19 protein-coding genes and 1 tRNA gene are annotated in these 24,231 nt (G+C 69.2%); 10 read left to right on the top strand and 10 right to left on the bottom strand.

Annotated features, from left to right (window positions below; genetic code table 11):
* Positions 1-110: 110 nt before the first annotated feature.
* Together FAB82_RS12260 and FAB82_RS12255 are read right to left on the bottom strand one after the other, a co-directional pair.
* A complete protein-coding gene (locus FAB82_RS12260; RefSeq protein ID WP_136534827.1) occupies positions 111-2,801 on the bottom strand; it encodes an ATP-binding protein in 2,691 nt (896 codons plus the stop codon).
* Positions 2,802-2,892: 91 nt separating this feature from the next.
* Positions 2,893-2,968, bottom strand: a tRNA-Lys gene (locus FAB82_RS12255).
* A gap of 492 nt (positions 2,969-3,460) precedes the next feature.
* Between FAB82_RS12255 and FAB82_RS12250 the strand changes: the two genes are divergently transcribed.
* On the top strand, positions 3,461-4,204 hold the full coding sequence (locus FAB82_RS12250; RefSeq protein WP_136534826.1) for a YaaA family protein: 744 nt from the start codon (positions 3,461-3,463) through the stop codon (positions 4,202-4,204).
* Between the two features lie 58 nt (positions 4,205-4,262).
* Here FAB82_RS12250 and FAB82_RS12245 read toward each other — a convergent pair whose 3' ends face one another.
* Positions 4,263-4,760: an inorganic diphosphatase gene (locus FAB82_RS12245; protein ID WP_136534825.1), complete on the bottom strand. Its 498-nt coding sequence runs from the start codon at positions 4,758-4,760 to the stop codon at positions 4,263-4,265.
* Positions 4,761-4,816: 56 nt separating this feature from the next.
* Between FAB82_RS12245 and dacB the strand changes: the two genes are divergently transcribed.
* A complete protein-coding gene (dacB, locus tag FAB82_RS12240; protein ID WP_136534824.1) occupies positions 4,817-6,229 on the top strand; it encodes a D-alanyl-D-alanine carboxypeptidase/D-alanyl-D-alanine endopeptidase in 1,413 nt (470 codons plus the stop codon).
* Between the two features lie 80 nt (positions 6,230-6,309).
* Here the strand turns inward: dacB and FAB82_RS12235 are convergent, their stop codons facing one another.
* Positions 6,310-8,106: a carbohydrate-binding module family 20 domain-containing protein gene (locus FAB82_RS12235; RefSeq protein ID WP_136534823.1), complete on the bottom strand. Its 1,797-nt coding sequence runs from the start codon at positions 8,104-8,106 to the stop codon at positions 6,310-6,312.
* Between the two features lie 256 nt (positions 8,107-8,362).
* On the opposite strand from FAB82_RS12235, the gene FAB82_RS12230 reads away from it, so the two are divergent.
* Both FAB82_RS12230 and tilS read left to right on the top strand, forming a co-directional pair.
* Positions 8,363-9,505, top strand: a complete 1,143-nt coding sequence (locus FAB82_RS12230) for a zinc-dependent metalloprotease (protein ID WP_136534822.1) — start codon at positions 8,363-8,365, stop codon at positions 9,503-9,505.
* Positions 9,498-10,469, top strand: a complete 972-nt coding sequence (gene tilS / locus FAB82_RS12225; RefSeq protein ID WP_136534821.1) for a tRNA lysidine(34) synthetase TilS — start codon at positions 9,498-9,500, stop codon at positions 10,467-10,469. The genes FAB82_RS12230 and tilS overlap by 8 nt, the downstream gene beginning before the upstream one ends.
* Positions 10,470-10,477: 8 nt before the next feature.
* Here the strand turns inward: tilS and hpt are convergent, their stop codons facing one another.
* The gene (gene hpt / locus FAB82_RS12220; RefSeq protein ID WP_246039604.1) at positions 10,478-11,068 is read right to left on the bottom strand and encodes a hypoxanthine phosphoribosyltransferase; all 591 of its coding nucleotides are present in this window, start codon (positions 11,066-11,068) and stop codon (positions 10,478-10,480) included.
* Between the two features lie 275 nt (positions 11,069-11,343).
* On the opposite strand from hpt, the gene ftsH reads away from it, so the two are divergent.
* Together ftsH and folE are read left to right on the top strand one after the other, a co-directional pair.
* A complete protein-coding gene (gene ftsH / locus FAB82_RS12215) occupies positions 11,344-13,317 on the top strand; it encodes an ATP-dependent zinc metalloprotease FtsH (protein WP_342799452.1) in 1,974 nt (657 codons plus the stop codon).
* 155 nt (positions 13,318-13,472) lie between these two features.
* Complete coding sequence (gene folE, locus FAB82_RS12210; RefSeq protein WP_136534818.1) at positions 13,473-14,114, top strand: GTP cyclohydrolase I FolE; 642 nt, start codon at positions 13,473-13,475, stop codon at positions 14,112-14,114.
* 157 nt (positions 14,115-14,271) lie between these two features.
* Here the strand turns inward: folE and FAB82_RS27520 are convergent, their stop codons facing one another.
* Together FAB82_RS27520 and FAB82_RS27515 are read right to left on the bottom strand one after the other, a co-directional pair.
* Positions 14,272-14,907, bottom strand: a complete 636-nt coding sequence (locus tag FAB82_RS27520; protein ID WP_211116558.1) for a hypothetical protein — start codon at positions 14,905-14,907, stop codon at positions 14,272-14,274.
* A 240-nt stretch (positions 14,908-15,147) separates the two neighbouring features.
* Positions 15,148-15,669, bottom strand: coding sequence for a hypothetical protein (locus tag FAB82_RS27515; protein ID WP_211116557.1), 522 nt, complete (start codon positions 15,667-15,669; stop codon positions 15,148-15,150).
* Positions 15,670-15,978: 309 nt separating this feature from the next.
* Here FAB82_RS27515 and FAB82_RS12195 point away from each other — a divergent pair, with 309 nt between their 5' ends.
* Both FAB82_RS12195 and FAB82_RS12190 read left to right on the top strand, forming a co-directional pair.
* Positions 15,979-17,139: an RNA-guided endonuclease InsQ/TnpB family protein gene (locus FAB82_RS12195; RefSeq protein WP_211116556.1), complete on the top strand. Its 1,161-nt coding sequence runs from the start codon at positions 15,979-15,981 to the stop codon at positions 17,137-17,139.
* 136 nt (positions 17,140-17,275) lie between these two features.
* Entirely contained in the window at positions 17,276-17,860 is a 585-nt protein-coding gene (locus FAB82_RS12190) for a hypothetical protein (protein WP_136534817.1), read from the top strand.
* Between the two features lie 182 nt (positions 17,861-18,042).
* On the opposite strand, the gene FAB82_RS12185 is transcribed toward FAB82_RS12190, so the two are convergent.
* The 3 genes from FAB82_RS12185 to FAB82_RS12175 all read right to left on the bottom strand — a co-directional run bounded on the left by FAB82_RS12185 (position 18,043) and on the right by FAB82_RS12175 (position 22,092).
* The gene (locus FAB82_RS12185) at positions 18,043-19,209 is read right to left on the bottom strand and encodes a DNA polymerase III subunit delta' (RefSeq protein WP_136534816.1); all 1,167 of its coding nucleotides are present in this window, start codon (positions 19,207-19,209) and stop codon (positions 18,043-18,045) included.
* The gene (gene tmk / locus FAB82_RS12180) at positions 19,206-21,317 is read right to left on the bottom strand and encodes a dTMP kinase (protein ID WP_211116555.1); all 2,112 of its coding nucleotides are present in this window, start codon (positions 21,315-21,317) and stop codon (positions 19,206-19,208) included. The genes FAB82_RS12185 and tmk overlap by 4 nt, the downstream gene beginning before the upstream one ends.
* 151 nt (positions 21,318-21,468) lie before the next feature.
* Positions 21,469-22,092, bottom strand: coding sequence for a TetR/AcrR family transcriptional regulator (locus FAB82_RS12175; RefSeq protein ID WP_211116554.1), 624 nt, complete (start codon positions 22,090-22,092; stop codon positions 21,469-21,471).
* Positions 22,093-22,491: 399 nt separating this feature from the next.
* On the opposite strand from FAB82_RS12175, the gene mshA reads away from it, so the two are divergent.
* Together mshA and FAB82_RS12165 are read left to right on the top strand one after the other, a co-directional pair.
* Positions 22,492-23,730 (top strand): D-inositol-3-phosphate glycosyltransferase, encoded by a 1,239-nt coding sequence (gene mshA / locus FAB82_RS12170; protein WP_136534847.1) that lies wholly within the window; start codon positions 22,492-22,494, stop codon positions 23,728-23,730.
* 13 nt (positions 23,731-23,743) lie between these two features.
* Positions 23,744-24,220: a type III secretion system chaperone family protein gene (locus tag FAB82_RS12165; RefSeq protein WP_136534815.1), complete on the top strand. Its 477-nt coding sequence runs from the start codon at positions 23,744-23,746 to the stop codon at positions 24,218-24,220.
* The last annotated feature ends 11 nt before the right edge of the window (positions 24,221-24,231 follow it).

The following is a 24,231-nucleotide window of genomic DNA, read 5'->3' as shown; positions in this document are numbered from 1 at the left end:
CGGGCCCGGCGCGGCCGTCCGATCCGGTTCAGATGGCGAGCGCCACCGCATCGACCGCTGAGACGCCAGCGAATGCGGGTGCGAGGGGCCGGCGGTGCGAGCCGGGCGGTCTACCCGTGGTCTGGCAGGTTCACCGCAGCGGCAGCGTCCATGTCGTCGCGGACGGTTCGGGCCTCGTCGCGGAGGCGTCGGTCGGCCTGGGAATCGCCCTCGGCGGAGGCGCATTCGGCGAGGAGGTGCAGTGACACGGCCTCGCCGCTGCGGTACCCCGTCTCCCGGTGGATCAGCAGGGCCCGGCCCGCCCGTTCCGCGGCACCGAGCCGGCCCGCCTCCAGGTCGATCTCGGCGAGCAGGTTGAGCGCCCGGCCTTCCAGGAACCGGTAGCCGGCCCGCCGGGTGGTCCGGAGCGCCGCCTTCGCCGCGTCCTCAGCGCGGGCGGCGTCGCCGCCGCGCAGCAGGGCCGTCGCCCGGCCCACCATTCCCTCGACCCGGTGGAACACGGTGGCGTCGTGCTCGGTCATGGCGAGCACGCGATCGTAGAGGGCGATCGCCTCCTCGTGATCGCCCGCCTGGTCGCGGGCCGCCGCCAGCGTGACCATGTCGGCCGCTCGGTTGCGGTGGTCGGCGTCGTCCGTTCGCTCGACCCCGCGCTTCGCGTGCGCCAGGGCCTCGCCGGTCCGGCCCGAGGCCAGCAGGAATCTCGCGGTCACCCCAGGCAGGTCCCCGGACTTGTCGATGCTGACGCTGGCGCGCTCCAGCTCGACCGCCTGGTTCAGGTGGGCGGCGGCGATGTCGAGGCGCCCGCGGTGGACCTGGATTTCGACCAGGTGCGTCAGCACGACCACGCGGACCGGATCATTGCCCGCCTCCGTCGCGAGTTTCAGCGCCTGTTCGAGGTAGTCGATGCCCGTGTCGAGTTCGCCCATGAGGGAGTGGAAGAGCCCCAGCCAGTGCAGGTTCGTGGATTCGGCGCGCCGCTCGCCGATCGCCCGGTACGCGTGCAGCGCGGCGTAGGCGTGCTCCAGTCCCTCGCGCATCCGGCCCTGGTGGTAGCAGGCGATCGCCAGGTTGCCCTCGGCCGAGGCCGCGCCGGCGGGCCAGTCGGCCCGGCGCGCGAAGCCGGCGGCGTCGCGCAGGTGGTCGATGGCCTCCTCGAGCCGGTTGCAGCGCATCAGCGCGCAGCCCAGTGCGATCGAGGCCGAGGCCAGGCCGAGCGGATCGCCGGAGTCGGTCGCTGCGGCCAGGGCGGCCCTGGTCATGCGCGCGCCGTCGTCGCCGAGCATGTGGAGCCACACGTACCCGCGCAGCGCGTCGGCCAGGAGCCAGGTGAACCGCGGCCGTCCGTGCGTGGCGGCGTGCTCGTTGGCCGCGATGAGGTTCTCCCACTCGGCCTCCAGCCAGAGCGCGGCCTCCGCGGCCGTCGGTTCGAACCGCTCGCCCGCTCCTTCCGGGAGGGGGAGGCCGACCATCGCGGGGTAGAGCGCCGAGCGGCAGCCGTCGGCTCCGCGCAGGTACCAGTCGAGCAGCCGGTCCAGGGCGGCGTCGCGATCGGGTTGCGGCGCTTCGGCTTCGAGGAGTTCGGCGGCGTAGAGGCGGATGAGGTCGTGGAAGCGGTGGCGGCCGGGGCGGCCGAACTCGATCAGGTGCGCCTCCACCAGGGAGCGGAGCGCCCGTCCGGCCTCCGCTGCGGTGCCGCCGTGGAGGCGGACGACGGCGGCGGCGGTGAAGTCGGGTCCCGGGACGACGGCCAGCAGCCGGAACAGTCTGGCCGCGTCGGGCTCGAGGGAGCGGTAGGACCAGGAGAAGACCGCCCGCAGGTCCACCGACGCCTCGTCGACCGCGAGGGCATCGAGCCGGGAGGTCGCCAGTTCGCCGGCGATGGCGCGCAGGGGCAGGTCGGGCCGCGTCGCCGCCTTGGCGCCGGTGATCGCGAGGGCCAGCGGCAGGCCGACGCAGGCGGCGAGGATCCGCTCCACCGGCTCGGGTTCGGCCGCGAGCCGCTGCGGCCCGAGCCGCCGTTCGAGCAGCGCGACCGCCTCGTCCCGGTCGAAGCCGCCGATCTCGATGATCTCGGCCCCGTGCGAGGCGGCGAGGGCGACGAGTCGGCGGCGGCTGATCACCACCGTATGAACCTGGGCGCCGTCCGGCAGCAGCGGCCGCACCTGCGCGGCATCGCGGACATTGTCGAGGATCAGCAGCCGCCGCTCGCGGCCGATGAGGGTGCGGTAGAGGCCGAGCTGGGCCGCGGTGTCGGCGGGAATCCGCTTCGGTTCCACTCCCAGCGAGCCGAGCAGCTGCCGGACGGCCTCGGCCGGCTCCATCGCGGCCGCGCCCGGGGCGAAACCGTGCAGGTCCACATAGAGCCTGCCGCCGGGAAACCGGTCGGCGGACCGGTGCCCCCAGTGGAGGGCCAGCACCGTCTTGCCGACCCCGCCCGCACCGGTCAGGACGACGAGCGGGCTCGAGGCCGAATCGGCCGATTCGTCCAGCTTCGACAGCCAGTTGCCCCTGCCGGTGAACCCGGCCGTGCTGGAGGGGAGCGTCACCGGTGCGATGGCCCGAGGCGCCTCCACAACCTGGTCCGGCGCCCCGGTCAGCAGTGCCAGACCGGCCTCGTCCAGTTCCAGCGCCTCGATCAGCAGCCGCAACGTCCGCGCCTGCGGCCGTACCTTTCCCGCCTCGATATCGCGAATGGTGCGCGTCCCGACACCTGACTTGGAGGCGAGTTCTTCCTGCGACATCATCGCCCGCAACCGAAGTGGCCGGAGGTTGATGCGGGAGTCGAACACTCGGTCGGGCATGGCGCAATGATAGGTCGACCCGACGAGCGGAACGGACCGACGACGGAGGCCCGGCACCGCAGCGCCTGCCGGTGCGGACCTGGTGTTCGTATGGTGGGTCGCGTGGGACTCGAACCCACAACCTACGGATTAAAAGTCCGCAGCTCTGCCAATTGAGCTAGCGACCCGCCCGGAAGCATACCGTCCCTGTACCCCACCCGCCCAAAAGGGGCCACAGCATGCGGCGATCATGACACCCCGGTCCGACGGGAATCCCGGCCGGATTCGCGCGAGCGCCGAGAATTCACCCGAAGGGGTGGGGCGGTGGTGGGCAAGACCACCGCACGTCGAGGAATCCGGGCGCCGAAATCGCCGCGGACGGAAGCCGCCTGGAGCGGTGGCCGTCAGAAACAGTGGCCGTCGGGCCGTTGCCGGCTCGAGGACGTTATGACCGGGCCCCGTCAGTAGCCGGAGGTGGTGGGGCTTCCGGCTTTCGGGGCCCGGTCTTGGACGGCGCGGCGGTGGTTTGCGGAGGTGGCCACCGCCGCGCCTTTTCGATTCGCGTCGCACGTGGCCCCACGGTGGGATGGGACCCGCTCCCGCTGCATCGAACACACGTACTATAAACCATCAGCGCGCCGCTGTGAACCCCGGCTTCCGAGCAGGTAGACTCGCCTGCTGTGCTCATATTGCTGCCTCCGTCAGAAGGGAAGGCCGTCCAAGGCGACGGGCCTCCCCTCGACCTCGGGCGACTCTCCTCCCCGGCGCTGAACCCCGTCCGGGAACTCCTCGTCGACCGTCTCGTCAAGCTCTGCGCCGACGAGGACACCGCGGCGGAAACGCTGAAACTCACCGCGCGCCAACGGGACTGGGTCGAGCTCGACCGCCAGCTGCGGACCGCGCCGACGCTGGCGGCATGGGAGCTGTACACCGGGGTGCTCTACGACCGGCTCGGCCTGGGCGACCTGCCCGACGGCGAGCAGGTCCTCATCGCCTCGCCGCTGTGGGGCCTGCTGCGCCCCTCCGACCGCGTCCCGCCGTACCGCATCCCCATGTCCGCGCAGCTTCCCGGCGTCGAGCGGCTGCCGAAGCTGTGGCGCCCGGCCGTGACCGAAGTCCTGTCCTCCCGTGACGACCTCGTCATCGACCTGCGCTCGGGTGCCTACACCCAGGTGTGGGGCCCGAAGAACCGCGGCGTCTCCGTCCGCGTGTTCAAAGAGGACGCCGACGGCAAGCGCAGCGTCGTCACCCACATGGCCAAGGCGACCCGCGGCGATATCGCCCGCGCACTGCTGTCGGGCGGCATCCAGCCGCAGACCCCGGCCGACCTGAACGACTTCCTCGCCTCGCAGGGCTGGAAGGTCGAGCTCACCGAGCCGGCCACGCGGTCCAAGCCGTGGCTGCTCGACGTCATCAACTCCTAAGCGGCACAGAGCAAAGCGAACGGCCCGGGTGCGGTGCACCCGGGCCGTTCGCGTCCGATCAGTGATTGCTGTTGTACCCGGCGGACTTCGCACGCTCGAAGGAGCGGCGAACCTCCTCCTCGGCCTCGGCCCGGCCGGTCCAAGTGGCGCCCTCAACGCTCTTGCCCGGCTCCAGGTCCTTGTAGACCGTGAAGAAGTGCTGGATTTCCAGGCGGTCGAACTCGGGGACGTCCGCAATGTCCTTGAAGCGGTCCTTGCGGGGGTCTTCGGCGGGGACGCAGAGGACCTTGTCGTCCACGCCCTTCTCGTCGCGCATACGGAACATGCCGATCGCCCTCGCACGGATCACACAGCCGGGGAATGTGGGTTCCACCAGCACCAATGCGTCCAGCGGGTCGCCGTCCTGGCCCAGCGTGTCGTCGATGAAACCGTAGTCGGCCGGGTAGACCGTCGCGGTGAACAGAGTCCGATCCAGGCGGATCCGTCCGGTCTCGTGGTCGATTTCGTACTTGTTGGCGCTCCCTTTCGGGATCTCAACGGTCACGTCGAACTCCATCGGCCGACCCTCCTCCAGGCTCAAATGCAGTGCTATTGATGGCCTAGTCTCTGTGCATGGCCCTGAGCGACAACGCCGACCCCAAAGCCGCGAGTACTGCGCCACATGCCCGGCCCGTCGCGAAGGCCCCGAAACGGGCCACCTCACGCACAGCATGGATCATCGCCGTCGTCGCCACGGTAGCCGTAATCTCGCTCCTGACGTGGCAGATCACCACGCTGACCGGCCCGCAGCGCGGCTCCTTCACCGCCGCCGAGGCCGCCCCGCCCGCCGCGCCGGCATCGGTCCTGACCTCCTACGACACCGAGGCGCCGCTCCCCGACCTCGATGCGGTCCTGCCCGATCTGCTCGCCGACCCGCGCTTCGGCGACAACATGTCGGCCGTCATCGCCGACGCCGCGACCGGCGATGTCGTCTACGAGCAGAACGCCGCCACGCCCCTGACCCCGGCCTCCTCCATGAAGCTGGTGACCGCGGTCGCCGCCTTCCAGACCCTCGGTGCGGGCTACCGGATCGAGACGTCCGTGGTCGAGGGACCGGACGAGGACACGGTCGTGCTGGTCGCCGGCGGCGACGTCGCCATGACCGTCGACGGCGAGGGCTACTACGGCGAGGGCGCGAGCCTGACCGAACTGGCTGACGCGGTCCTGGAAGCGCGCGGCGGCGACGCCCCGAGCACCGTCATCCTCGACGCGAGTCTCTTCTCCGACAGCGTCAACGCCGCCGACGTGCCCATGGCCGACCTGGCCATCTACACCGCCCCGGCGGCCCCGATCATGATCGACGGCGGCCGGATCGACAACACCCAGCACTACACGCAGCACCACGCCGACCCGGCCATAGAGGCCGCGAAGACGTTCGCCGGCCTGCTCGGCGCCGACAAGACGGTGACCGGGACCGCCCCTGAGGGCGCCTCCGAACTCGCGACCGTCCACTCCGAGCCGCTGGCGAACCTGGTGGACTCGTTGATCCTCACCTCCGACAATGAACTCGCCGACGCGGTGGCGTTCCAGACCGCGCTGGCCGTCGAAGGCGAGATGACGTGGGCGGCGATCGGCACCGCGCACCTGGCGATGCTGGAGGAGCTGGGCGTGGACACGACCGGGCTGGTCCTCAATGACGGCTCCGGCATGTCCCCGTCGAACCGCTTGACCGCAGGCGCGTTCACCGAGATGCTGGTCGCGGCGGCGCAGGCGCAGGCGAGCACCGTGTTCGAGTCGCTGCCGGTGGCCGGCTACTCCGGGTCGCTCGCCGACCGCTTCGCCACCGCCGAGGACGGGATGGGCGCGGTCCGGGGCAAGACCGGGACGCTGCCGAGCAACCGGGTCGCCTCCCTGACCGGTTCGCTGACGACCGAGGACGGCCGCCTGCTCATGTACTCGCTCATCAGCAACGGCTGGTCGAACCTGGACGATGTCGAGAACGCCATGGACGAGGTGACCGCGGTCATCGCCCAGTGCGGCTGCTGAGTCCGGAATTTCCATCGGTCGACCGATAGAAAGGCCCCGGTCGCGCAAGCGGCCGGGGCCTTCTCAATGCACTCGACCGGCTATCGCCAGGTCTCGTTGAGCTTCAGGCATCCCGATTCCGGCACGGTGGCCGTCCGGTTGGAGCCCGACTCCCAGGTGATGGACCCGCCTGATCTGACGATCACGTACTTGTACTCGAAGCTGGTCCCGGCCGGGACTGACACGGTGCCGGTCCAGGTCGGATACGAGACGCCCGACAGGTGGCCGGCGGCGATCGGCGTCCAGTTCCCGAGCTCGGCGATCGAACCGACGAGGTAGACCTCGTCGCCGCCCGAGGTGCCGGTGACGCTGGTGGCGACCTCGACGCAGTCGGAGGTCGTCCCGCCGCCGTCGCCGCCGCCCGAGGTGTTCCCGGTGTAGATCGCCAGCGCGGCCTTGGCCCCGACGGTCGCGGTGAAGGACCCGCCCGAGACGGTCACGGTGTCGCCGGAGATGACGTCGACGTAGTCGCCGTCGGCCAGGCCGGTGGTGAAGGTCCGGGTGATGGAGCCGGAGGTGGCGTTCATGACGAAGTGTCCGGCGCTGCCGCGGCCGAAGGCGAGGGCGTCGCCGCTCTGCCAGACGTTCTTCAGTGCGGCGTCGCCGACGGCGGCGCGGAATCCGGCCATGCCCTCCATGTACGGCGAGCGGTGGAGGCAGGTGAAGGCGTCCGAGCCGCAGTTGACGTCCGCGACGGTGCCGTCCGAGTTGAGCGGCGGGGCCTCATGGGAGGAGGAGAACTCGTAGCCGGTGTAGGAGGCGGGGGTGCCGTAGGTGTGGGCGAGCATGAACGCTTCGGCTAGGAGGTAGTCCTGGCCGTAGGCGTAGGTCATGGTGTTGCCGCCGCGCTCGGTGTCGTGGTTGGTGACGAAGACGCCGCCTTCGCTGACGTAGCCCCAGTCGGTGCCGATGTCGGTGAGGTACTGGGCTTCGGAGCCGCCGTTGATGTGGTTCTTGAGCTGGTAGGAGTAGTCGAAGACCTGGACGTCGCCGATGCCGGTGTATTCGTTCTCGGTGATCGGTTCGCCGGAGGCGCCGATGACCTCTTGGACGATGTAGGGGTCGCCGTCGACGCGGTCGATGATCTGGCCGAGTTCGGTGGCGGCGATGTGCTTGGCGGCGTCGATGCGGAATCCGGCGACGCCGAGGCTCGTCAGGTCGTTGAGGTAACCGGCGATCTGGCCCTGGACGTAGTCCGAGCCGGTGTCGAGGTCGTTGAGGCCCACCAGGTGGCATTCCTGGACCTCAGTGCGGTCGGTGTAGTTCGAGATCTCGCAGTAGTTGTCGCCGGTGTTGTGGAAGTCGGCCTCGCTGTATCCGGCGTCGGGGTAATTGAACTGGGTGTATTCGCTGCCTGCCGAGCCGGTGCGGGCCTGCGAGGAGGATCCGGCGGCCATGTGGTTGATGACGGCGTCGACGACTACGCCGATGCCGTTGGCGTTGCAGGTGGAGACCATGGCGGCGAACTCGGCGCGGGTGCCGAGGCGGGAGTCGAGCTTGTAGCTGACGGGCTGGTAGTGGATGTACCAGGCGTCTTCTTCTCCGGCGGTGGTGTCGGAGCCGAGGATGTGCTCCTGGGGTGGGGAGGTCTGGACGTAGGTGTAGCCGGAGCCTGCGAGGTCGCCGGCGCATTCGGCGGCGATTGAGTTCCAGTTCCACTCGAACATGTTGAGGATGGAGTCGCCGCCGTCGAGGGCCGCCGCGGCGGCGGTTTCGGCGTCGGAGCTCTCGGCGGCGCCCGCGGTGGGCAGGGCGGTGAAGGCGAGTGCGGACGCGGTGAGGACCGCGAGTCCGGCGGCCCAGGCGAGGGCCCGCCGGCGGGGTTTGAGCTGAGGCATCTTTGCTCCCTTTGAAATTCCTGCCTGCAAATCTGCAAAATATTGCGGACTGGAAAAGAACGTAACATCCACCCGCACTCATTTTCAAGATCTTGAATGCCTGAATTTGTCCGACTCCGCCTGATTTCCCGGCGAAACGCCGAACGCACCGGCCTCGGCGGGCCGGACCGGCTCTGCACCAGCCCATATCGCCCCGAGGGTCCGACCTTGCGCGCAGATGGTGGCGAGCCGCGTGCGCTGCGGATAGGCTTGGGCGATGGCGCCGCCCGTAGCGAATCAAATGCTGCCGTCCGTCGACTGGCGGACGGCCGCCTCGTGCTCGCGCGCGTTCACCGGCGGCGGCCCCAGGCTCAGTCGCGCCGGCGCGATCGACGTCGTCGCCGATCTGCATCTCCACGCGCGCACCGCGATCGACCTCGTCACCGACTACACCGGACTCACCCCCGCCGTCCAGGCCCGCGTCGAAGTGGTCGACCGCGCCCGCTGGAGCGACATCAATATCGCCGGATTCCGCCGCCTCCTGTCCGACCTCGGCGCCGTCCAACCCGAGACCGAGTCCGCCAGCGCCGCCGCGAAGGTCACCGGCGTCCAGGCCGGGGCGGTCCTGGCGTTCCTGTCCTCCCGCGTCCTCGGCCAGTTCGAGACCTTCTCCACCGACCACGGGCGGCTGCTGTTCGTCGCCCCCAACGTCGTCGAGGTCGAACGGCGCCTTCGGCTTCCGACCCGCGAGTTCCGGCTCTGGATCGCCGTCCACGAGGCCGCGCACCTGACGCAGTTCACCGCCGTCCCCTGGATGTCCGGCCACTTCCACGGCCTCATCCGCACCTTCTTCGACGCCGCCGAACCCGAGCAGTCCTCCACCGCGCAGTTCGGCCGGGCCGTGCGGCGCGCCGTCGCCGCCTCCTCGAACGATCCCGCGGGCTCTCCCGAAGGCGAGCTCCCCGGCGTCGACATCCTGGCCGCCGTCACCAGTCCGCAGCAGCGCGAGGCCATCTCGAAGATCCAGGCGCTCATGACCCTCCTGGAGGGACACGCCGAATCCGTCATGGACGGCGTCGGCCGCACCTCGATCGACCACGTCGGTCTCCTGCGCCGCCGCTTCGACCGGCGCCGCGCCAACCCCAGCCCGATCCAGCGCTTCCTGCGCCAACTGCTCGGCCTCGATGCCAAGCTCCGGCAGTACGCGGCCGGACGGCGCTTCGTCGACCAGGTCGTCGCCGCCCACGGCGTGAGCGGCTTCAACCGAGTCTGGGAAGACCCGTCCCACCTTCCCACCGAGGCCGAGATCGACCACCCCGAGCGCTGGAGCGCCCGAGTCTTGCATGAGCCCAGCCCGCATGAGCCCAGCTTGGAAGGGCGCGGGCCGGAAGTGCACAAGCTCGGCGGCACCGGTGCCTAAACTGCCCGGCTCGGTGGCGCGCCTGCGCGCCGCCGTCACCGGCGCTCTCGCTGATCTCCCCCGCGGCTCGCTCGTCCTCGTCGCCTGCTCGGGCGGGCCCGACTCCCTCGCCCTGGCCGACACGCTCGAGTTCTGCGCCCCCCGCATGGGGTTGAAGGCCGGCTTGGTCACCGTCGACCACGGGCTCCAGGAGGGATCGGCCGAACGCGCCGCCGAGGTGACCGCCTGGGCCGAGGAGGCCGGACTGGTCCCCGCCGAGGCCGTCACCGTCACCGTCGCCGGCTCCGGCGGCCCCGAAGCCGCCGCCCGCGAGGCCCGCTACGCCGCGCTCGACCGGGCCGCCGAACAGTACGGAGCGGCCGCGGTCCTATTGGGGCACACCAGGGACGACCAGGCCGAGACCGTCCTGCTGGCCCTCACCCGCGGCGCGGGCCCCCGCGGCATCGCCGGCATGCGGCCGGTGCGCGGCCGGTACCGGCGGCCGCTGCTGGACGTCTCCCGGGACGACGCGCACGCCGCCTGCGCCGAGCGCGGCCTCAAACCCTGGGCCGATCCGCACAATTCGGACCCCCGCTTCCGCCGCTCCGCGCTCCGGCAGGCGATGGGGGTGCTCACCGAGACCCTCGGCGGCGACATCGTGGCGAACCTGGCCCGCACCGCCTCGCTCGTCGGCGCCGACACCGACCACCTCGACGCGATCGCGGATGCGGCGCTGGCCGACTGCGCCGAGGGGCCCGCACTGTCCATCGCAGCGCTCGAGGCGCTGTCAGAACCGGTCCGCAGGAGGGTGCTGCGGGCGTGGATTTTTCAGCTGGGAGTGAACGGCGCCGATTTGAACCACCATCATGTGGAGGCGCTCGACGCGCTCGTCGTCGCCTGGCACGGACAGGGCCCGACGTCCCTGCCCGGCGGCGTGAAGGTATGCAGAAAGGACGGCCGGCTCAGCGCCGACCGTCCGGGGTAATAGGCGCGTCAGCGCTGGTAGACCTGGGGTTTGAGCACGCCGATGAATGGCAGCTCCCGGTAGCGCTCCGCGTAGTCCAGGCCGTAGCCGACCACGAACTCGTTGGGGATGTCGAAGCCGAGGTACTTGATCGGGATGTCGACGCGCTGCACGCCGGGCTTGCGCAGCATCGAGACCACCGACACCGACTCCGGATTCAGCCCGTCGAGGTACTTGAGCAGCCACGACAGGGTCAGACCCGAGTCGATGATGTCCTCGACCACGACAATGTGCTTCCCGGAGACGTCCGAGTCGATGTCCTTGAGAATCCGCACCGTCCCAGAGGAACTGGTGGCGTTCCCGTATGAGGACAGCGCCATGAACTCCATCTTCACCGGGACGCTCAGCGCCCGGGCGAAGTCGGCCATGAACATGACCGCACCCTTGAATACGCCGACGAGCAGCAGCTCATCGGTGTCGGCGAAATCGCTCGACACCCGGTCGGCCAATTCGGCGACCTTCGAGCGGAGCTCGTCCTCGGTGATGATGGTCCGCTCGATCTGATCGGCGTACCACGAATCGGGATCGAACACCGCGGCCTGCGCTGCTGCGGAAGGCACTGATGCTGGGCTGGCTAGCTCCGACGTCATGTAACAAGGGTGCCACCTGCCCCGGGCCGCCGTCGGCTTGGGTGGGCGAAGTCAACCCGCCCGTGGTAGTAATTACGGATCACAGCGGGGCGAATCGGGGGCGGAAACCGAGTCCCACCAATGCCTGTGACCTCAGTGCGCACAGGCCCTCTGAGGGGACGTCGCAGGCTCGCACCGTGTACTTTCGAGTAGTTGACCGGACTCGGTCAAAGACGCGACATCGCGACGAACGCAGGAGGAAACGAGTGGTCGACGCCGGGAAGCCCACACCTGAGCGGAAGCGGTTTTTCCGGAGGCCGTTGATCTGGATCTTGCTCATCGCACTGATCGCGGTCATCATCGGGGCCTTCTTCTCGGGCGGCTCCGACTACACGGAGTCCACCACCTCCGAGGTGCTCGACGAGATCAGCGCCGGGAACGTCGAGAAGGCCAACGTCCTCGACAAGGAACAGCTGATCCAGCTCGACCTGACCAACGGCGACCAGGTCGAGGCGTACGTCCCGGCCGACATGGTCGGCACCGTCGGCGCCAGCCTCGAAGAGGGCAACATCCCCTTCAACACCGAGGTCAATGAGACCTCCGTGTTCGTCTCCTTCCTGCTGAGCATGCTGCCGATCGTCCTCATCGTGCTGCTCTTGCTGTTCTTCATGTCACAGATGCAGGGCGGCGGCTCCCGCGTCCTGAACTTCGGCAAGTCCAAGGCCAAGATGGTCTCCAAGGACACCCCGAAGACCACCTTCGACGACGTCGCCGGCTCCGACGAGGCCGTCGAAGAACTCAAGGAGATCAAGGACTTCCTCGAAGACCCCAAGAAGTACCAGGAGCTCGGCGCCAAGATCCCCAAGGGCGTCCTCCTGTTCGGCCCTCCCGGCACCGGTAAGACCCTGCTCGCCCGCGCCGTCGCCGGCGAGGCCGGCGTGCCGTTCTACTCCATCTCCGGCTCCGACTTCGTCGAGATGTTCGTCGGCGTCGGCGCCAGCCGCGTCCGCGACCTGTTCACCCAGGCCAAGGAGAACGCCCCCGCCATCGTCTTCGTCGACGAGATCGACGCCGTCGGCCGCCACCGCGGCGCCGGCATGGGCGGCGGCCACGACGAGCGCGAGCAGACCCTCAACCAGCTCCTGGTCGAGATGGACGGCTTCGACACCCGCGGCGGCGTCATCCTCATCGCCGCGACCAACCGCCCCGACATCCTCGACCCGGCCCTGCTGCGCCCCGGCCGCTTCGACCGCCAGATCCCCGTCGACGCCCCCGACAAGGAAGGGCGCCAGGCGATCCTGTCCGTGCACGCCAAGGGCAAGCCGTTCGTCCCCGACGTCGAGTTCGAGACGATCGCCCGCCGCACCCCCGGCTTCTCCGGCGCCGACCTCGAGAACGTCATCAACGAGGCCGCGCTGCTGACCGCCCGGCACAACGAGAAGGCCATCTCGAACTACGCCCTCGAAGAGGCCATCGACCGCGTCATCGCCGGCCCCGAACGCAAGGGCCGCGTCATGGGCGACGAAGAGAAGAAGATGACCGCCTACCACGAGTCCGGACACGCGCTGGTCGCCCACGCGCTGCCGCACGCCGCGCCGGTCCACAAGCTCACGATCCTCCCGCGCGGGCGCTCGCTCGGCCACACGCTGGTGCTGCCGGTCGAGGACAAGTACTCCCAGACGCGCTCGGAGATGATCGACACCCTCGCCTACGCGCTCGGCGGGCGCGCGGCCGAGGAACTGGTCTACCACGACCCGACCACGGGCGCCTCCAACGACATCGAGAAGGCCACCAAGGTGGCCCGCGCGATGGTCACCGAATACGGCATGTCCGCCAAGCTCGGCGCCGTCAAGTACGGCTCGGCCGACTCGGAGCCGTTCCTGGGCAAGGAGTACGGGCACGCCCGCGACTACTCCGACGAGATCGCCTCCAACATCGACGCCGAGGTGCGCGCGCTCATCGAGACCGCCCACGACGAGGCCTACACGATTCTCACCGAGTACCGCGACGTGCTCGACCAGATGGTCGTGGAGCTGCTCGAGAAGGAGACGCTCGACACCGAGGACCTGGCGCGGATCGCCACGCGCGTCGTCAAGCGCCCGCCCATGGCGCCGTTCAACGGCACCTCGAGCCGCCAGCTCGGCCAGCCGCCGGTCCCCACCGCCAACGGCTCCAAGCCGGCCGGCGAGGTCGAGACTGACCCCGAGCCGGGCGCGCTCCGGCTCGAGGAGCCGAGCTAGTTTCCGCAGTACACGTTTTTAACGGCCTCGCCGGTTTCGACCGGCGGGGCCGTTCCCGTACATACGGTGATCAATCCCACTGAGAAGCAGAGGAATTCCCAGGAACGGGCGCTTGATCCCGATTAGGTGTCGGGACGGGCTCGTAAGCTTGGGCAATGGCAGAACTCGACAACCTGGCCGCACGACTCATCGACGGCCGCATCAACGGCAGCCCCGTCGAGGACTCGGTGGACCTGCCCCGGATCGAGGCCGCGGTGCGCGAGATCCTGGAGGCCATCGGGGAGGACCCCGACCGGCCCGGGCTCATCGAGACACCGCGCCGCGTCGCGCGCGCCTACGCCGAGCTCTTCGCCGGACTGCGCGTCGACCCCTCGCACGTGCTGAAGACCTCCTTCGACGAGGACCACAACGAGCTGATCCTGGTACGCGAGATCGAGGTCCAGTCCTTCTGCGAGCATCACCTGCTGCCGTTCACCGGCATCGCCCACGTCGGCTACATCCCGGGCATCTCGGGGCAGGTCGCCGGGCTCTCGAAGCTGGCGCGCCTGGTCGAGGTGTACTCGCGGCGCCCGCAGGTGCAGGAGCGGCTCACCAGCCAGATCGCCGACCAGCTGGACCAGTCGCTGGAGGCGCGGGGCGTGATCGTGGTGGTCGAATGCGAGCACATGTGCATGTCGATGCGCGGCATCCGCAAACAGGGCGCGAAGACGGTGACGTCGGCGGTGCGGGGCATCCTCCAGTCCGACGCCCGCACCCGCGCCGAGGCGATGTCGCTGCTGCGCGGCACGACCGGCTGAGCGACGCGACGGGCTGAACGACACTACCGGCTCAGCGACACGACCGGTTCAAAGGACATACGAAAGCGAAGGCCTGATGCCTGCGCATCGGGCCTTCGCTCTTCGGGTTGCTGCGAGTCCCAGTTCGATCCAAGTCCGGGCCTCCACGAGCGAGGTGCTAGAGGACCTGGCCGGTGGCGGACTGGATGTTGCCTTCGGTACCACCGGTGGTGCCCTGCTCGGTCTGGACGTTGTCCAGGAAGCCGTCGCCGTCGGTGTCGGTCATCACGGTGTCGGAGTAGCCGTCGGCGTCCGAGTCGATGCTGACCTCGTCGACGTAGCCGTTGCCGTCGGTGTCGGAGATGATGGTGTCGGCGTAGCCGTCGCCGGTGGTGTCGGAGGCGACCGTGTCGATGAGGCCATCGGCGTCGGTGTCGGCCGAGACCTGGTCGATGAAGCCGTCGCCGTCGGTGTCGGACTCGACGGTGTCGATCATGCCGTCGCCGTCGGTGTCGTAGACCGCGGACTCGAAGTTGCCGTCGCCGTCGAGGTCGACCGCGATCTCGTCGGAGATGCCGTCGCCGTCGACGTCCGTCGCGATCGCGTCGGCCTCGCCGTCGTAGTCCGAGTCGACGTAGGTCACGCCGTCGGCCTCGATGGTGTTGTCCTCGATGCCGTCGCCGTCCATGTCGAAGGTCTCGGTGACCTCGGTGTAGGACCCGTCAGCGGAGTAGTCCTCCGTGACGGCCTCTTCCTCGGTGTACTCGTCGGTCGTGACGTCTTCTTCGACCGCAGTCTCGTCGTACTCGCTCATTGTTCTTCCGTCCTCGTTCGTGAGAAGTGTTCCGGCCTTGTGAGTAGAACTTTATGGCAGGCGCTGGGACCGTAAATCCCCAGAGTGTGCCAACGCCTGGGCTTTCTTCTGTTCACTTCGGCCCCTCGATGTCCGGTATTAGCCGCATATGAACGAAGGCCGGATGCCATGGCATCCGGCCTTCCATAGGTTGTGCGCGATTCGGAACGGGGAGTGCCCGTCGCCTGAGGGGAGACGGTTCTAGGCGGTGGTCCCGGACGACTCGACGGGGGCTTCGCTGTCGATGACGCCGTCGTCGTCGGAGTCGACGTAGGCGGTGTCCATGACGCCGTCGCCGTCGGTGTCGGCCTCGGCGGTGTCGAAGGTGCCGTCGCCATCGGTGTCGGCGGCGGTCACATCGACGACGCCGTCGCCGTCGGTGTCGGCCTCGATCGTGTCGATGTGGGTGTCGCCGTCGGCGTCGAACGCGGACGACTCGAAGGTGCCGTCACCGTCGATGTCGAAGGAGGCCTCGTCGACGTAGCCGTCGGTGTTGGTGTCGGTGCCGATCGTGTCGATGACGCCGTCGCCGTCGGTGTCGGCCTCGACGGTCTCGGCGTAGTTGTCACCGTCGGTGTCGTAGGTGAACGTGTCGTCGACGCCGTCGCCGTCCATGTCGAAGGACTCGGCAGCCTCGGTGTCCGCTGCGTAGCTCTCGTCCTCAGCGGCGAAGTCGTCTTCGACGGCGGGGTCTTCGGCGGTCGGGTCTTCGTAAGCGTCCATTGTGCTTCCTACCTCGTTCGTGAGCAGTGTTCGGTGCTTGAATTGGAAACTCTAGATCAGGTGCCGGGGCGGTGAGTCCCCAGAGTGTGCCAACCGCCTATCCTTTCTTCAGTTGATTTCCCACAGGAACCCAGGCCGTTTACGGTCTGGAGGATCCGGGGCGATTGCCTCCTCTCTGCCCCATCCAGCGAAACTGGGTGAACTTGGCGCCGGTCGGCTATCGGTTCGCGAGCATGGCTTCGATCGCGTTTCACCTTGCGTGTGAGTCGCGCCCGAAAAGTGTCGTACCGGTGGTCTAATGTCGCTGGTGTGAAGCAAGTCGTGGTGGTAAAGCTGGTCCCGGACGCAGGGGAGCGTGCGGCCCTGCTCGAGACGCTGCGGATATGCAATACGGAGGCGAACCGGATCGCTGCTGTCGCGTTCGCCCACCGCGATAAGGACACCGGGCAGGTGGAGCGGGAGTACGCACTGCGTGGCCGGGTCTACGCTGAGGCCAAGGCTACCGGGATCGGGTCGCAACTAGCCCAGCACGCGGTCAAGAAAGTCCGCGACGCCTACAGTGTCGTGTACGCCCAGGTGAAGGTAGGACTGCTACGCGGTAACCAGGCTGTGAAGGCACTCGGGAAACCGGTCGTGTTCGATCCAGGTTCGGCGCAATCGTTCGACGACCGGTGCCTGTCCTGGGACCTGGAAGCGCGGACGGTGTCGATCCGCACGGTCGCGGGTCGGCGCAAGAGGATCGCCTTCGCCTGCTCAAAACGGGACCTCGAAGCCCTGCGCGCGCACCGCAAGGGGGAGTCGGATCTGTTCGAGCGTGATGGCGAGCTGTTCCTGGCCGCGACGGTCGACATTCCCGAGGCCGAGCAGTTCGAGCCGGTCGACTTCATCGGCGTGGATCGGGGCATCGTCAACCTCGCCACGACCTCGGACGGTGTGAACTATCAGGGGAAGGGCCTGGAGCGGTATCGCAGGCGTCAGGCGCGGATCCGGGCCGAATTGCAGGCCAAGGCGACGAAGGCCGCGAAGAAGAAGCTGAAGCAGCAGGCGAGGAAAGAAGCACGCCATGCTGCCCACGTGAATCACAAGATAGCGAAAGAGATCGTGTCGGCGGCCGAACGCACCGACCGCGGGATCGCCCTGGAAGACCTTGAGGGCATCCGCGAGCGGGTACGGCTCACCCGGTCCCAGCGCGGCAGGATCTCGAACTGGCCGTTCTACCAACTGGCGCAGTACATCGCCTACAAGGCGAAGCGGGCCGGAGTGCCGGTCGTCGTGGTCGACGCCCGGCATACGAGCCAGAAGTGCCCGCTGTGCCATCACACCGAACGGGCCAACCGAAGAAACCGAGATGATTTTGAATGTCGTGGGTGCGGTCTCGCTGGACCGGCCGATGTCATAGCCTCCGTCAACGTGCGTGCACGTGGGCGGATGGCTTGGGCTGTTAGTCAAGGATCCCGAGCAGCCGCCTAGCGGCTACGATTTACCCGCCACGTCGCAGCCGGCGACGGAGGATGAGGTACAAGCCTCCCGGCTTCAGCCGGAGGCCACTTGACTCCCGCACGCCCTCCAAGGTGAGCGGGTATGTCTGAATATGCGGGAGTGTGCTGTGGGCCTTGCCGACGACGCCTTCGAGGTGCCAGATCCCCCGCCGGTGCTGGTGCCGGTCCCGGCCAAACGGGTGCTCGATATCCACTCGGCGCGGGTGGTGTGCGGGGTGCCCGGCGTGGGCTGGCGATTCGATCTGCGAGCGGACGACCCGATCACGCGGGACGGCATGATGCTGGTGCCCTTGATAACCGAGGCGGACTACTACCGCGCGGTCGACGGGGACGGCGACGCGTTCGCTTCACTGGTGCCGGCCGACGACGTGTGGGTGCAGCAGCGGGAGCCGAACCCCGACCCGATCATCCCGCCGCCGGGCTACCTGATCGACCGGTTGACGGACCCGGACAAGCCGCCGATCCGCGGGCCGGTCCCGGCCTCGGACTCGCCGGTGCTGATCGGGCGGCGGGTCTGGTACTGGACGAACGAGGGGTATCGAGACGACTTCCGTTGCGTCTCAGAGCCGTTCGAGATCGATGGGGACTTCTGCGTGCGAGTGGTGGAGGAAGCGGCCTGGTACCGCTGGTCCAGGACGGGACACCTCCCGAAGCCGCACGACGCCTTCATTCATCACCTGTGGACTCAGTGACAAGTTGGGGCATCAGCCTTCAAATCGGACCGGTGGGGTCCCCCCCACTATCAACTATGGCGCCAGGGTGTGACAGTCGGAGGGGCCGGCCGCATTTGCGGCGATTGCCGACAAATCGCCGTTGGGCAGTCCCCCGATTCAATCGTGGCCCGCGGGTATGACAGTGCTTCCGGGTGTGACGGTCAGCTTTGCCAGAGCCTCGTCATCATGGCCTCGACGGCGATCCTGGGGCGGACGTTTCGCTCGATCGCCGTGCGGCACTCCAGGATCGCGTCGATCCTTCGCAGCAGGGATTCGGCGCTGAGCTTCGTCGCGGCCGCTCTGGCCGTGTCGGCCATGTCCGGGTGGATCGGCTCGACCCTCGCGCTGAAGCCCACCGCCAGCGCGTCGCGGTAGAACGCCGCCAGGTCGACCAGCGCCCGGTCCAGTGAGTCCCGTTGGGCCCTGGTGTCGCGGGTCTTCTGGCGCTTCTCCAGCTCCTTCAGCGCGGCGGCCGAGCCCCTCGCCGCCTTGGTGGCGCCCTTTCCGGTGCCGCCCTTGCCGAGTGCGGTCTCCAGTGCTTCCTTCTCGGCGGCCGACCGGTCCGTGTAGGTCCCGGAGGCTTCGGCCTCGGCGGCCTCGATGAGTTCGACGGCGGCGGCGAAGCACGCCCCGAGTCCGGTGAGGCGCCTGGGGATCTGGAGGACGTCGTGGCGTTTGGCGCGGGCCTCGGCGTCGGTGGCGAGGCGGCGGGCGCGGCCCACGTGACCCTGCGCGGCGGCGGCGTAGAGCTCGGCTTCACGCCGTGGGAGTCCGTCGCGGCGCACCAGCAGGTCGGCGATGGCGGCGACCGGTGGCTGGCGCAGCACCAGGACGCGGCAGCGGGAGCGGATCGTCACGGAGATCTCGGCGGGGTTGGTCGAGGGCGCGCACAGCAGGAACGCGGTCCGCGCCGGCGGTTCCTCGACGGCTTTGAGGAGCGCGTTCGCGGCGGCCTCGGTGAGCCGGTCGGCGTCTTCGATGATGAGGATCTGCCAGCGCCCGGAGGTGGGGGTGCGTCCGGCTTCGAGGATGAGGGACCTGACCTGGTCGACGCCGAGGGAGAGTCCTTCGGGGATGACGCGGGTGATGTCGGGGTGGGTGCCGCCCAGGACGGTGCGGCAGGCATGGCATTCGCCGCAGCCGCCGGTGTCGCATTGGAGGGCGGCGGCGAAGGCGACGGCGGCGGTGGAGCGGCCGGATCCCGGCGGGCCGGTGAAGAGCCACGCGTGGGTCATGCCGCGTCCGATCGCGGCTGCGGCGAGGACGCGCTGGGTTTCGTCTTGGCCGACGAGCTCGTCGAAGACGCCGGCCTCCGCCTGGACGCTCATGGCCTTCCGGCCTCTTCGGCGACGTTGTTCCACTGGCTGTTGTCGGTGTCGAGGCCGGGCCAGGCGGTTTCGGTGCGGGTGGCCTCGGTGCGGATGTCGAGGCGCTCGGCGACGGCTTCGCGGACGGTGTGGGCGATCTCGTCGACGGTGGGGCCGGCCGGAATGACCAGGTAGCGCTTGGGTTCGGCCTCGGCGAGGTCGAGGAAGGTCTGGCGGACCTTCTGGTGGAATTCGAGCTGTTCCTGTTCGAGCCGGTCGCCTTCGCCGCCGGCCTTGGCGCGGTGCAGTCCGTCCTCGGGCTCGACGTCGAGCAGGACGGTCAGGTCGGGTTTGAGTCCGCCGGTGGCCCAGGCGGAGACCCACGCGATCTCGCCCTTGCCGAGGCTGCGCCCGGATCCCTGGTAGGCGATGGAGGAGTCGATGTAGCGGTCGGTGACGACGACGGCGCCGCGTTCGAGGGCGGGCCGGATGATCTTGTCGACGTGCTGGGCCCGGTCGGCGGCGTAGAGCAGGGCTTCGGCGCGCGGGTCGGGGGCGGAGTCGCCGCCGGTGTCGAGCAGGAGCGTGCGGATGCGCATGCCGATGTCGGTGGCGCCGGGTTCGCGGGTGAGGACGGCCTCGTAGCCGCGGAGTTTGAGCCAGGCGGCGAGCTTGACGGCCTGGGTGGACTTGCCGGCGCCTTCGCCGCCTTCGAAGGCGACGAAGTAGCCCTTGGAGTCGGTGGGGACGGCGGCCGAGAGCGGCCGTCCGCGCAGGGAGGACCAGAGGTCGGCGAGGACGGGGACGCCGGGCTTGTCGTCCATGTTGCGGAAGGCGGTGATGCCGAGCCAGACGACGAGGGCGGCGGCGGCGAACAGCAGGATGCGGCTCATGGAGATGTTGATGACGGCGACGCCGAGGTCGAGCTGGCGGGCGGCCTGCCAGCCGACGAGCGGGGCGGCGATGGTCATCGAGACCATGAGGATGACGCGCGCCGAGACGGCGATGAAGCCGAAGATGCGGCCGCGGATCTCGTCGCCGACCTCCTTCTGCAGCAGCGTGATCCCGGCGAGGAAGGCCATGCCGGCGCCGAGGCCGATGATGACCGCGCCGAGCAGGGCGACCCACAGCCACGGGGCGACCGCGTCGAGGGCGAGGCCGGCGCCCGCCAGGACGATGCTCATGCCGAACCAGCGCAGCCGGGAGAGTTCGCCGATGAGGCGGGGCCCGGCGGCGATGCCGGCGCCGAGTCCGAGGAAGAGGAACACCGCGAGGATGTAGAAGGCCGCGTCGCCGGCGCCGAGGGTGCCGGCGTAGACGGTGCCGGATCCGATGAGGATGCCCGCGCCGCTGAAGGCGCCGAGCATGCCGTAGATGAGGCCCTTGACCCGCTCGGTGGTGCGCACGTAGCGCCAGCCTTCGAGGAATTCGGACCAGACGCTGGCGCCCTTGACGCGCGGGGCGCCGGAGCGGCCGGAGATCTCGGGGATGAAGAAGTAGACGGTGATGGCCAGGGTGAGGAACATGGCCGCGTCGATGTAGAGGGCGATGACCATGGGCTGGGCCCAGATGCCGACGTCGGACCAGATGGCGGAGCCGCGTTCGAGGGCGGCGAGGATGCCGAAGGCCAGGGGCGGGGCGATGCCGTAGGTGGTGGCGAGGCTGAGCTGGTTGGCGGTCTCGTACTTCTCGGGCGGCAGCAGGTTGGGGACCGCCGCCTCCTTCGTCGGGGTCCAGACCAGGACGGTGATCTCGATGCAGATCTGGGCGATGGCCAGCCAGGTGACGGTCAGCGGGACCGAGCCGGTCGCGATGTAGACGGTGGGGACCGAGGCGATGAGCGCGAAGCGGACGAGGTCGCACACGGCCATGGTCTTGCGGCGGTCGAACCGGTCGGCGAAGACGCCGGCGATGGGCCCGAACACCAGCGACGGGAACAGCCGCAGGATGATGGTGCCGGAGAACGCGAAGCCCTTGGCGGCCATGTCGTCGAACAGGGACTGGGCGAAGCCGGCGGTGGCGAACAGGGAGAGCCAGTCGCCGAAGGAGGCCAGGCCGAGGACGGCCCACAGCCGCCTGAACGGGCGGATCCGCAGGACTGCCTGGAGATCGGCCGTCGGGTTCGCCATGCTGCTCCTCAAGAGTCCAAGGGCGTTCCGGTGCGACTGCGGGTCAGTCGCTGCGCCGCTGGGATTGTTCACGACCGCACCGGGTCGACACTCATTGAAGAGTAGTCGGCCCGGTGCGGCCGTGCGGCCCGGTGCGGGCGGTTGTGAGTCGCTACGAAACCCGGCGGGCGAGGTAGTCGCAGACCACTCGTTTCGCCTCTTCGATGGCGGAGGCGTCGCCTTCGCTGTCGCGGCGGAAGGCCAGGCGAACCAGGGCCTGCCCGGTCTCGACGGCGACGGTGACGGTCTTGCGCAGCTCGTCGTCTCCGGCGTGGCCGAAGCGCTGTTCGAGACCGCCGATGATCTGCGCGGCGATCACGTCGCCGCCGGTGGTGACGGTGTCGGCTTGACCCGGGTCGATGGCGTCGGCCAGGTGGAGGACGCGGAATCCGGGTGCGGTGCGATACATGTGGACGTACTCGGTGATGGCGCTCTCGACGCCGGCACGCCAGTGTTCGGGCGGCTCGGCGTCGAAACGGGCGCCGAGACGTTCGAAGTACAGGTCGATGTACCGCTGGCTGAGTGCCTCGGCAAGTGAGCGCTTATCGCCGAAGAACTGGTAGACGCTGCCGATGGCGACGTCGGCGCGTTGGGCGATGGCGGTGGTGGACAGGCGGTCGTATCCGACTTCCTCGATCAGGTCGGCGGCGGCGTCGAGCATCCGGCGGACGCGTGCGGCAGAGCGCTCCTGAACGGGCAGGCGACGCAGCGAGTGCTGCGCGCCGAACTTGGACACCGGTGACATCGTTGGCTGCCTCGCGGCGGGCACGGTGGCCGTGCTCATAGTGTTGTCTCCCCCCTCGTGATGACAAGTCACCCCATCATGGACGACTTGCCCGGATTCGAGGGACATTCCGGGCCGTGTCGCGAAGGATTTTCCGGCTTGTCCCCAGAGTCACCCGAACGCGGTACCTCCCTGCGGGTCCTGCCGATCGCGTCACTTCGCCCCCGTAGTTCCTTGTCGGTTATCGGCTTGACACGGGAGTATTGCGAGTGTTTTGCGTGTTGTGACAGGGGCGTGCCGTGCAGGCGGCCGCATTTGTCGCAGGACCGAGGAGAGGACGAGCATTTGAACAGCAGGCGGACCCCCGTGTTCCGGGCCCGATGTCGGGAACAGGCCATCCGACGCGTCGCGATGGTCTCGGTCCACACCTCACCGCTCGCCCAGCCCGGTACCGGTGACGCCGGCGGCATGAACGTGTACGTCCTCAACACCGCCCGCGAACTCGCGCGCGCCGGTGTCGAAGTCGAGATATTCACCCGCGCCACCAGTTCCGACGAGGCCCCCACCGTCGAGGCGGAACCGGGCGTCCTGGTCCACCACGTCCCCGCCGGCCCCTTCGAGGGACTGTCCAAGAACGATCTGCCGACTCAGCTGTGCGCCTTCACCGGCGGGCTCCTGCGCGCCGAGGCCCACCGCCGGCCCGGCCACTACGACCTCATCCACGCCCACTACTGGCTCTCCGGCCAGGCCGGCTGGGTCGCCGCCGAACGGTGGGGCGTGCCGCTGGTGCAGACCTTCCACACCCTCGCGAAGGTCAAGAACGCCGGGCTCGCCGAGGGCGACTCGCCCGAGCCGTACACCCGCGTCATCGGCGAGGAGCAGGTCGTCTCCGAGGCCGACCTCCTCATCGCCAACACCGCCGCCGAGGCCGCCGAACTGCAGGGCCACTACGGGGCCCCGGAGGGCCGCATCGCCGTCGTCCACCCGGGCGTCGATCTGGGCGTGTTCCGGCCCGGAGACCGAACGGCCGCAAGGGAGGCGCTGAACCTGCCGCAGGGCGCGCTGGTCGTGGCGTTCGTCGGCCGCATCCAGCCGGCCAAGGCCCCCGACGTGCTGCTGCGCGGCCTCGCCCGGCTGCGGGAACAGGACCCCGAACTGTCCGAGAAGATCGTCCCGGTCTTCGTGGGCGGGCCCTCCAACACCGACCCGTACTGGCTGCCGCGCCTGGCCTGGGAACTGGGCCTGGGCGACACGGTCCAATGGCGCAGCCCCCGCTCGGGCGAGGCGCTCGCGCAGGTCTACCGCGCCGCCGACGTCGTCGCCGTCCCCAGCCACAACGAGTCCTTCGGCCTGGTCGCGCTCGAGGCCCAGGCCACGGGCACCCCGGTCGTCGCCGCGAAGGTCGGCGGCCTCCCCACCGCCGTCGCCGAGGGCCGCTCGGGACTCCTGGTCGACTCCCACTCGGCCGACGACTGGGCCGACGCCCTGCGAAAGATCCTGGGGGACACGAGCCTCAGAGCCGACCTCGCGGGCAACGCCCGCACCCACGCGGCCCTGTTCTCCTGGAGGGAAACCGCCACGGGCATCCGCTCCTCCTACCGAAGAGCCGCCGAATCCCACGCGACCGGCCGCCTCCAAAGCGCCTGCTGAATAGGCTGGGACCGTGATCGCGAACCTCACCACCGCCCTCGACGAACTCGGCCTCGAATACCGGGCCGACGGACCCAGGGCGGTGAACCTCGCCCTGCCCGGCCGCCGCAAGCTCGCGACCCCGTGCAGTCTCATCTGGGAAGACCACGCCCTCCGGGTCGAGGCCTTCGTCTCCCGCCGCCCCGAAGAGAACACGGAGGCGGTGTGGGCGGAGTTGCTGCGCCGCAACGGCAAGCTCTACGCCATCGCCTTCACCATCGACGAGTCCGGCGACATCCACCTGGTCGGGCGGCTCCCCCACGCCTCCGTCAACCCCACCGAACTCGACCGCGTCCTCGGCTCGGTCCTCGAAGCCGCCGACGACACCTTCAATGTCATCCTCGAACTCGGCTTCGCCACGTCCATCAAGGAGGAATGGCGCTGGCGCCTCGCCCGGGGCGAGTCCACCCGGAACCTCGAAGCCTTCGAACACCTCAAACCCGAGGACTGACGAGCCGGGGA

It is taken from the genome of Glycomyces buryatensis (assembly GCF_004912275.1).
GTDB lineage: Bacteria > Actinomycetota > Actinomycetes > Mycobacteriales > Micromonosporaceae > Glycomyces > Glycomyces buryatensis.
The sequence above is the reverse complement of the archived record's forward strand: the minus strand, read 5'-3'. Positions and strand labels throughout refer to the sequence as shown.

Excerpts from the sequence above, each read along its gene's own strand:
- mshA (WP_136534847.1), top strand. The coding sequence starts at position 22,492 with ATGGTCTCGGTCCACACCTCACCGCTCGCCCAGCCCGGTACCGGTGAC.
- FAB82_RS27515 (WP_211116557.1), bottom strand. The coding sequence starts at position 15,669 with ATGGACGCTTACGAAGACCCGACCGCCGAAGACCCCGCCGTCGAAGAC.
- tmk (WP_211116555.1), bottom strand. The coding sequence starts at position 21,317 with ATGGCGAACCCGACGGCCGATCTCCAGGCAGTCCTGCGGATCCGCCCG.
- FAB82_RS12230 (WP_136534822.1), top strand. The coding sequence starts at position 8,363 with ATGGCGCCGCCCGTAGCGAATCAAATGCTGCCGTCCGTCGACTGGCGG.
- FAB82_RS12235 (WP_136534823.1), bottom strand. The coding sequence starts at position 8,106 with ATGCCTCAGCTCAAACCCCGCCGGCGGGCCCTCGCCTGGGCCGCCGGA.
- FAB82_RS12245 (WP_136534825.1), bottom strand. The coding sequence starts at position 4,760 with ATGGAGTTCGACGTGACCGTTGAGATCCCGAAAGGGAGCGCCAACAAG.
- dacB (WP_136534824.1), top strand. The coding sequence starts at position 4,817 with ATGGCCCTGAGCGACAACGCCGACCCCAAAGCCGCGAGTACTGCGCCA.
- FAB82_RS12260 (WP_136534827.1), bottom strand. The coding sequence starts at position 2,801 with ATGCCCGACCGAGTGTTCGACTCCCGCATCAACCTCCGGCCACTTCGG.
- FAB82_RS27520 (WP_211116558.1), bottom strand. The coding sequence starts at position 14,907 with ATGAGCGAGTACGACGAGACTGCGGTCGAAGAAGACGTCACGACCGAC.
- FAB82_RS12185 (WP_136534816.1), bottom strand. The coding sequence starts at position 19,209 with ATGAGCGTCCAGGCGGAGGCCGGCGTCTTCGACGAGCTCGTCGGCCAA.
- folE (WP_136534818.1), top strand. The coding sequence starts at position 13,473 with ATGGCAGAACTCGACAACCTGGCCGCACGACTCATCGACGGCCGCATC.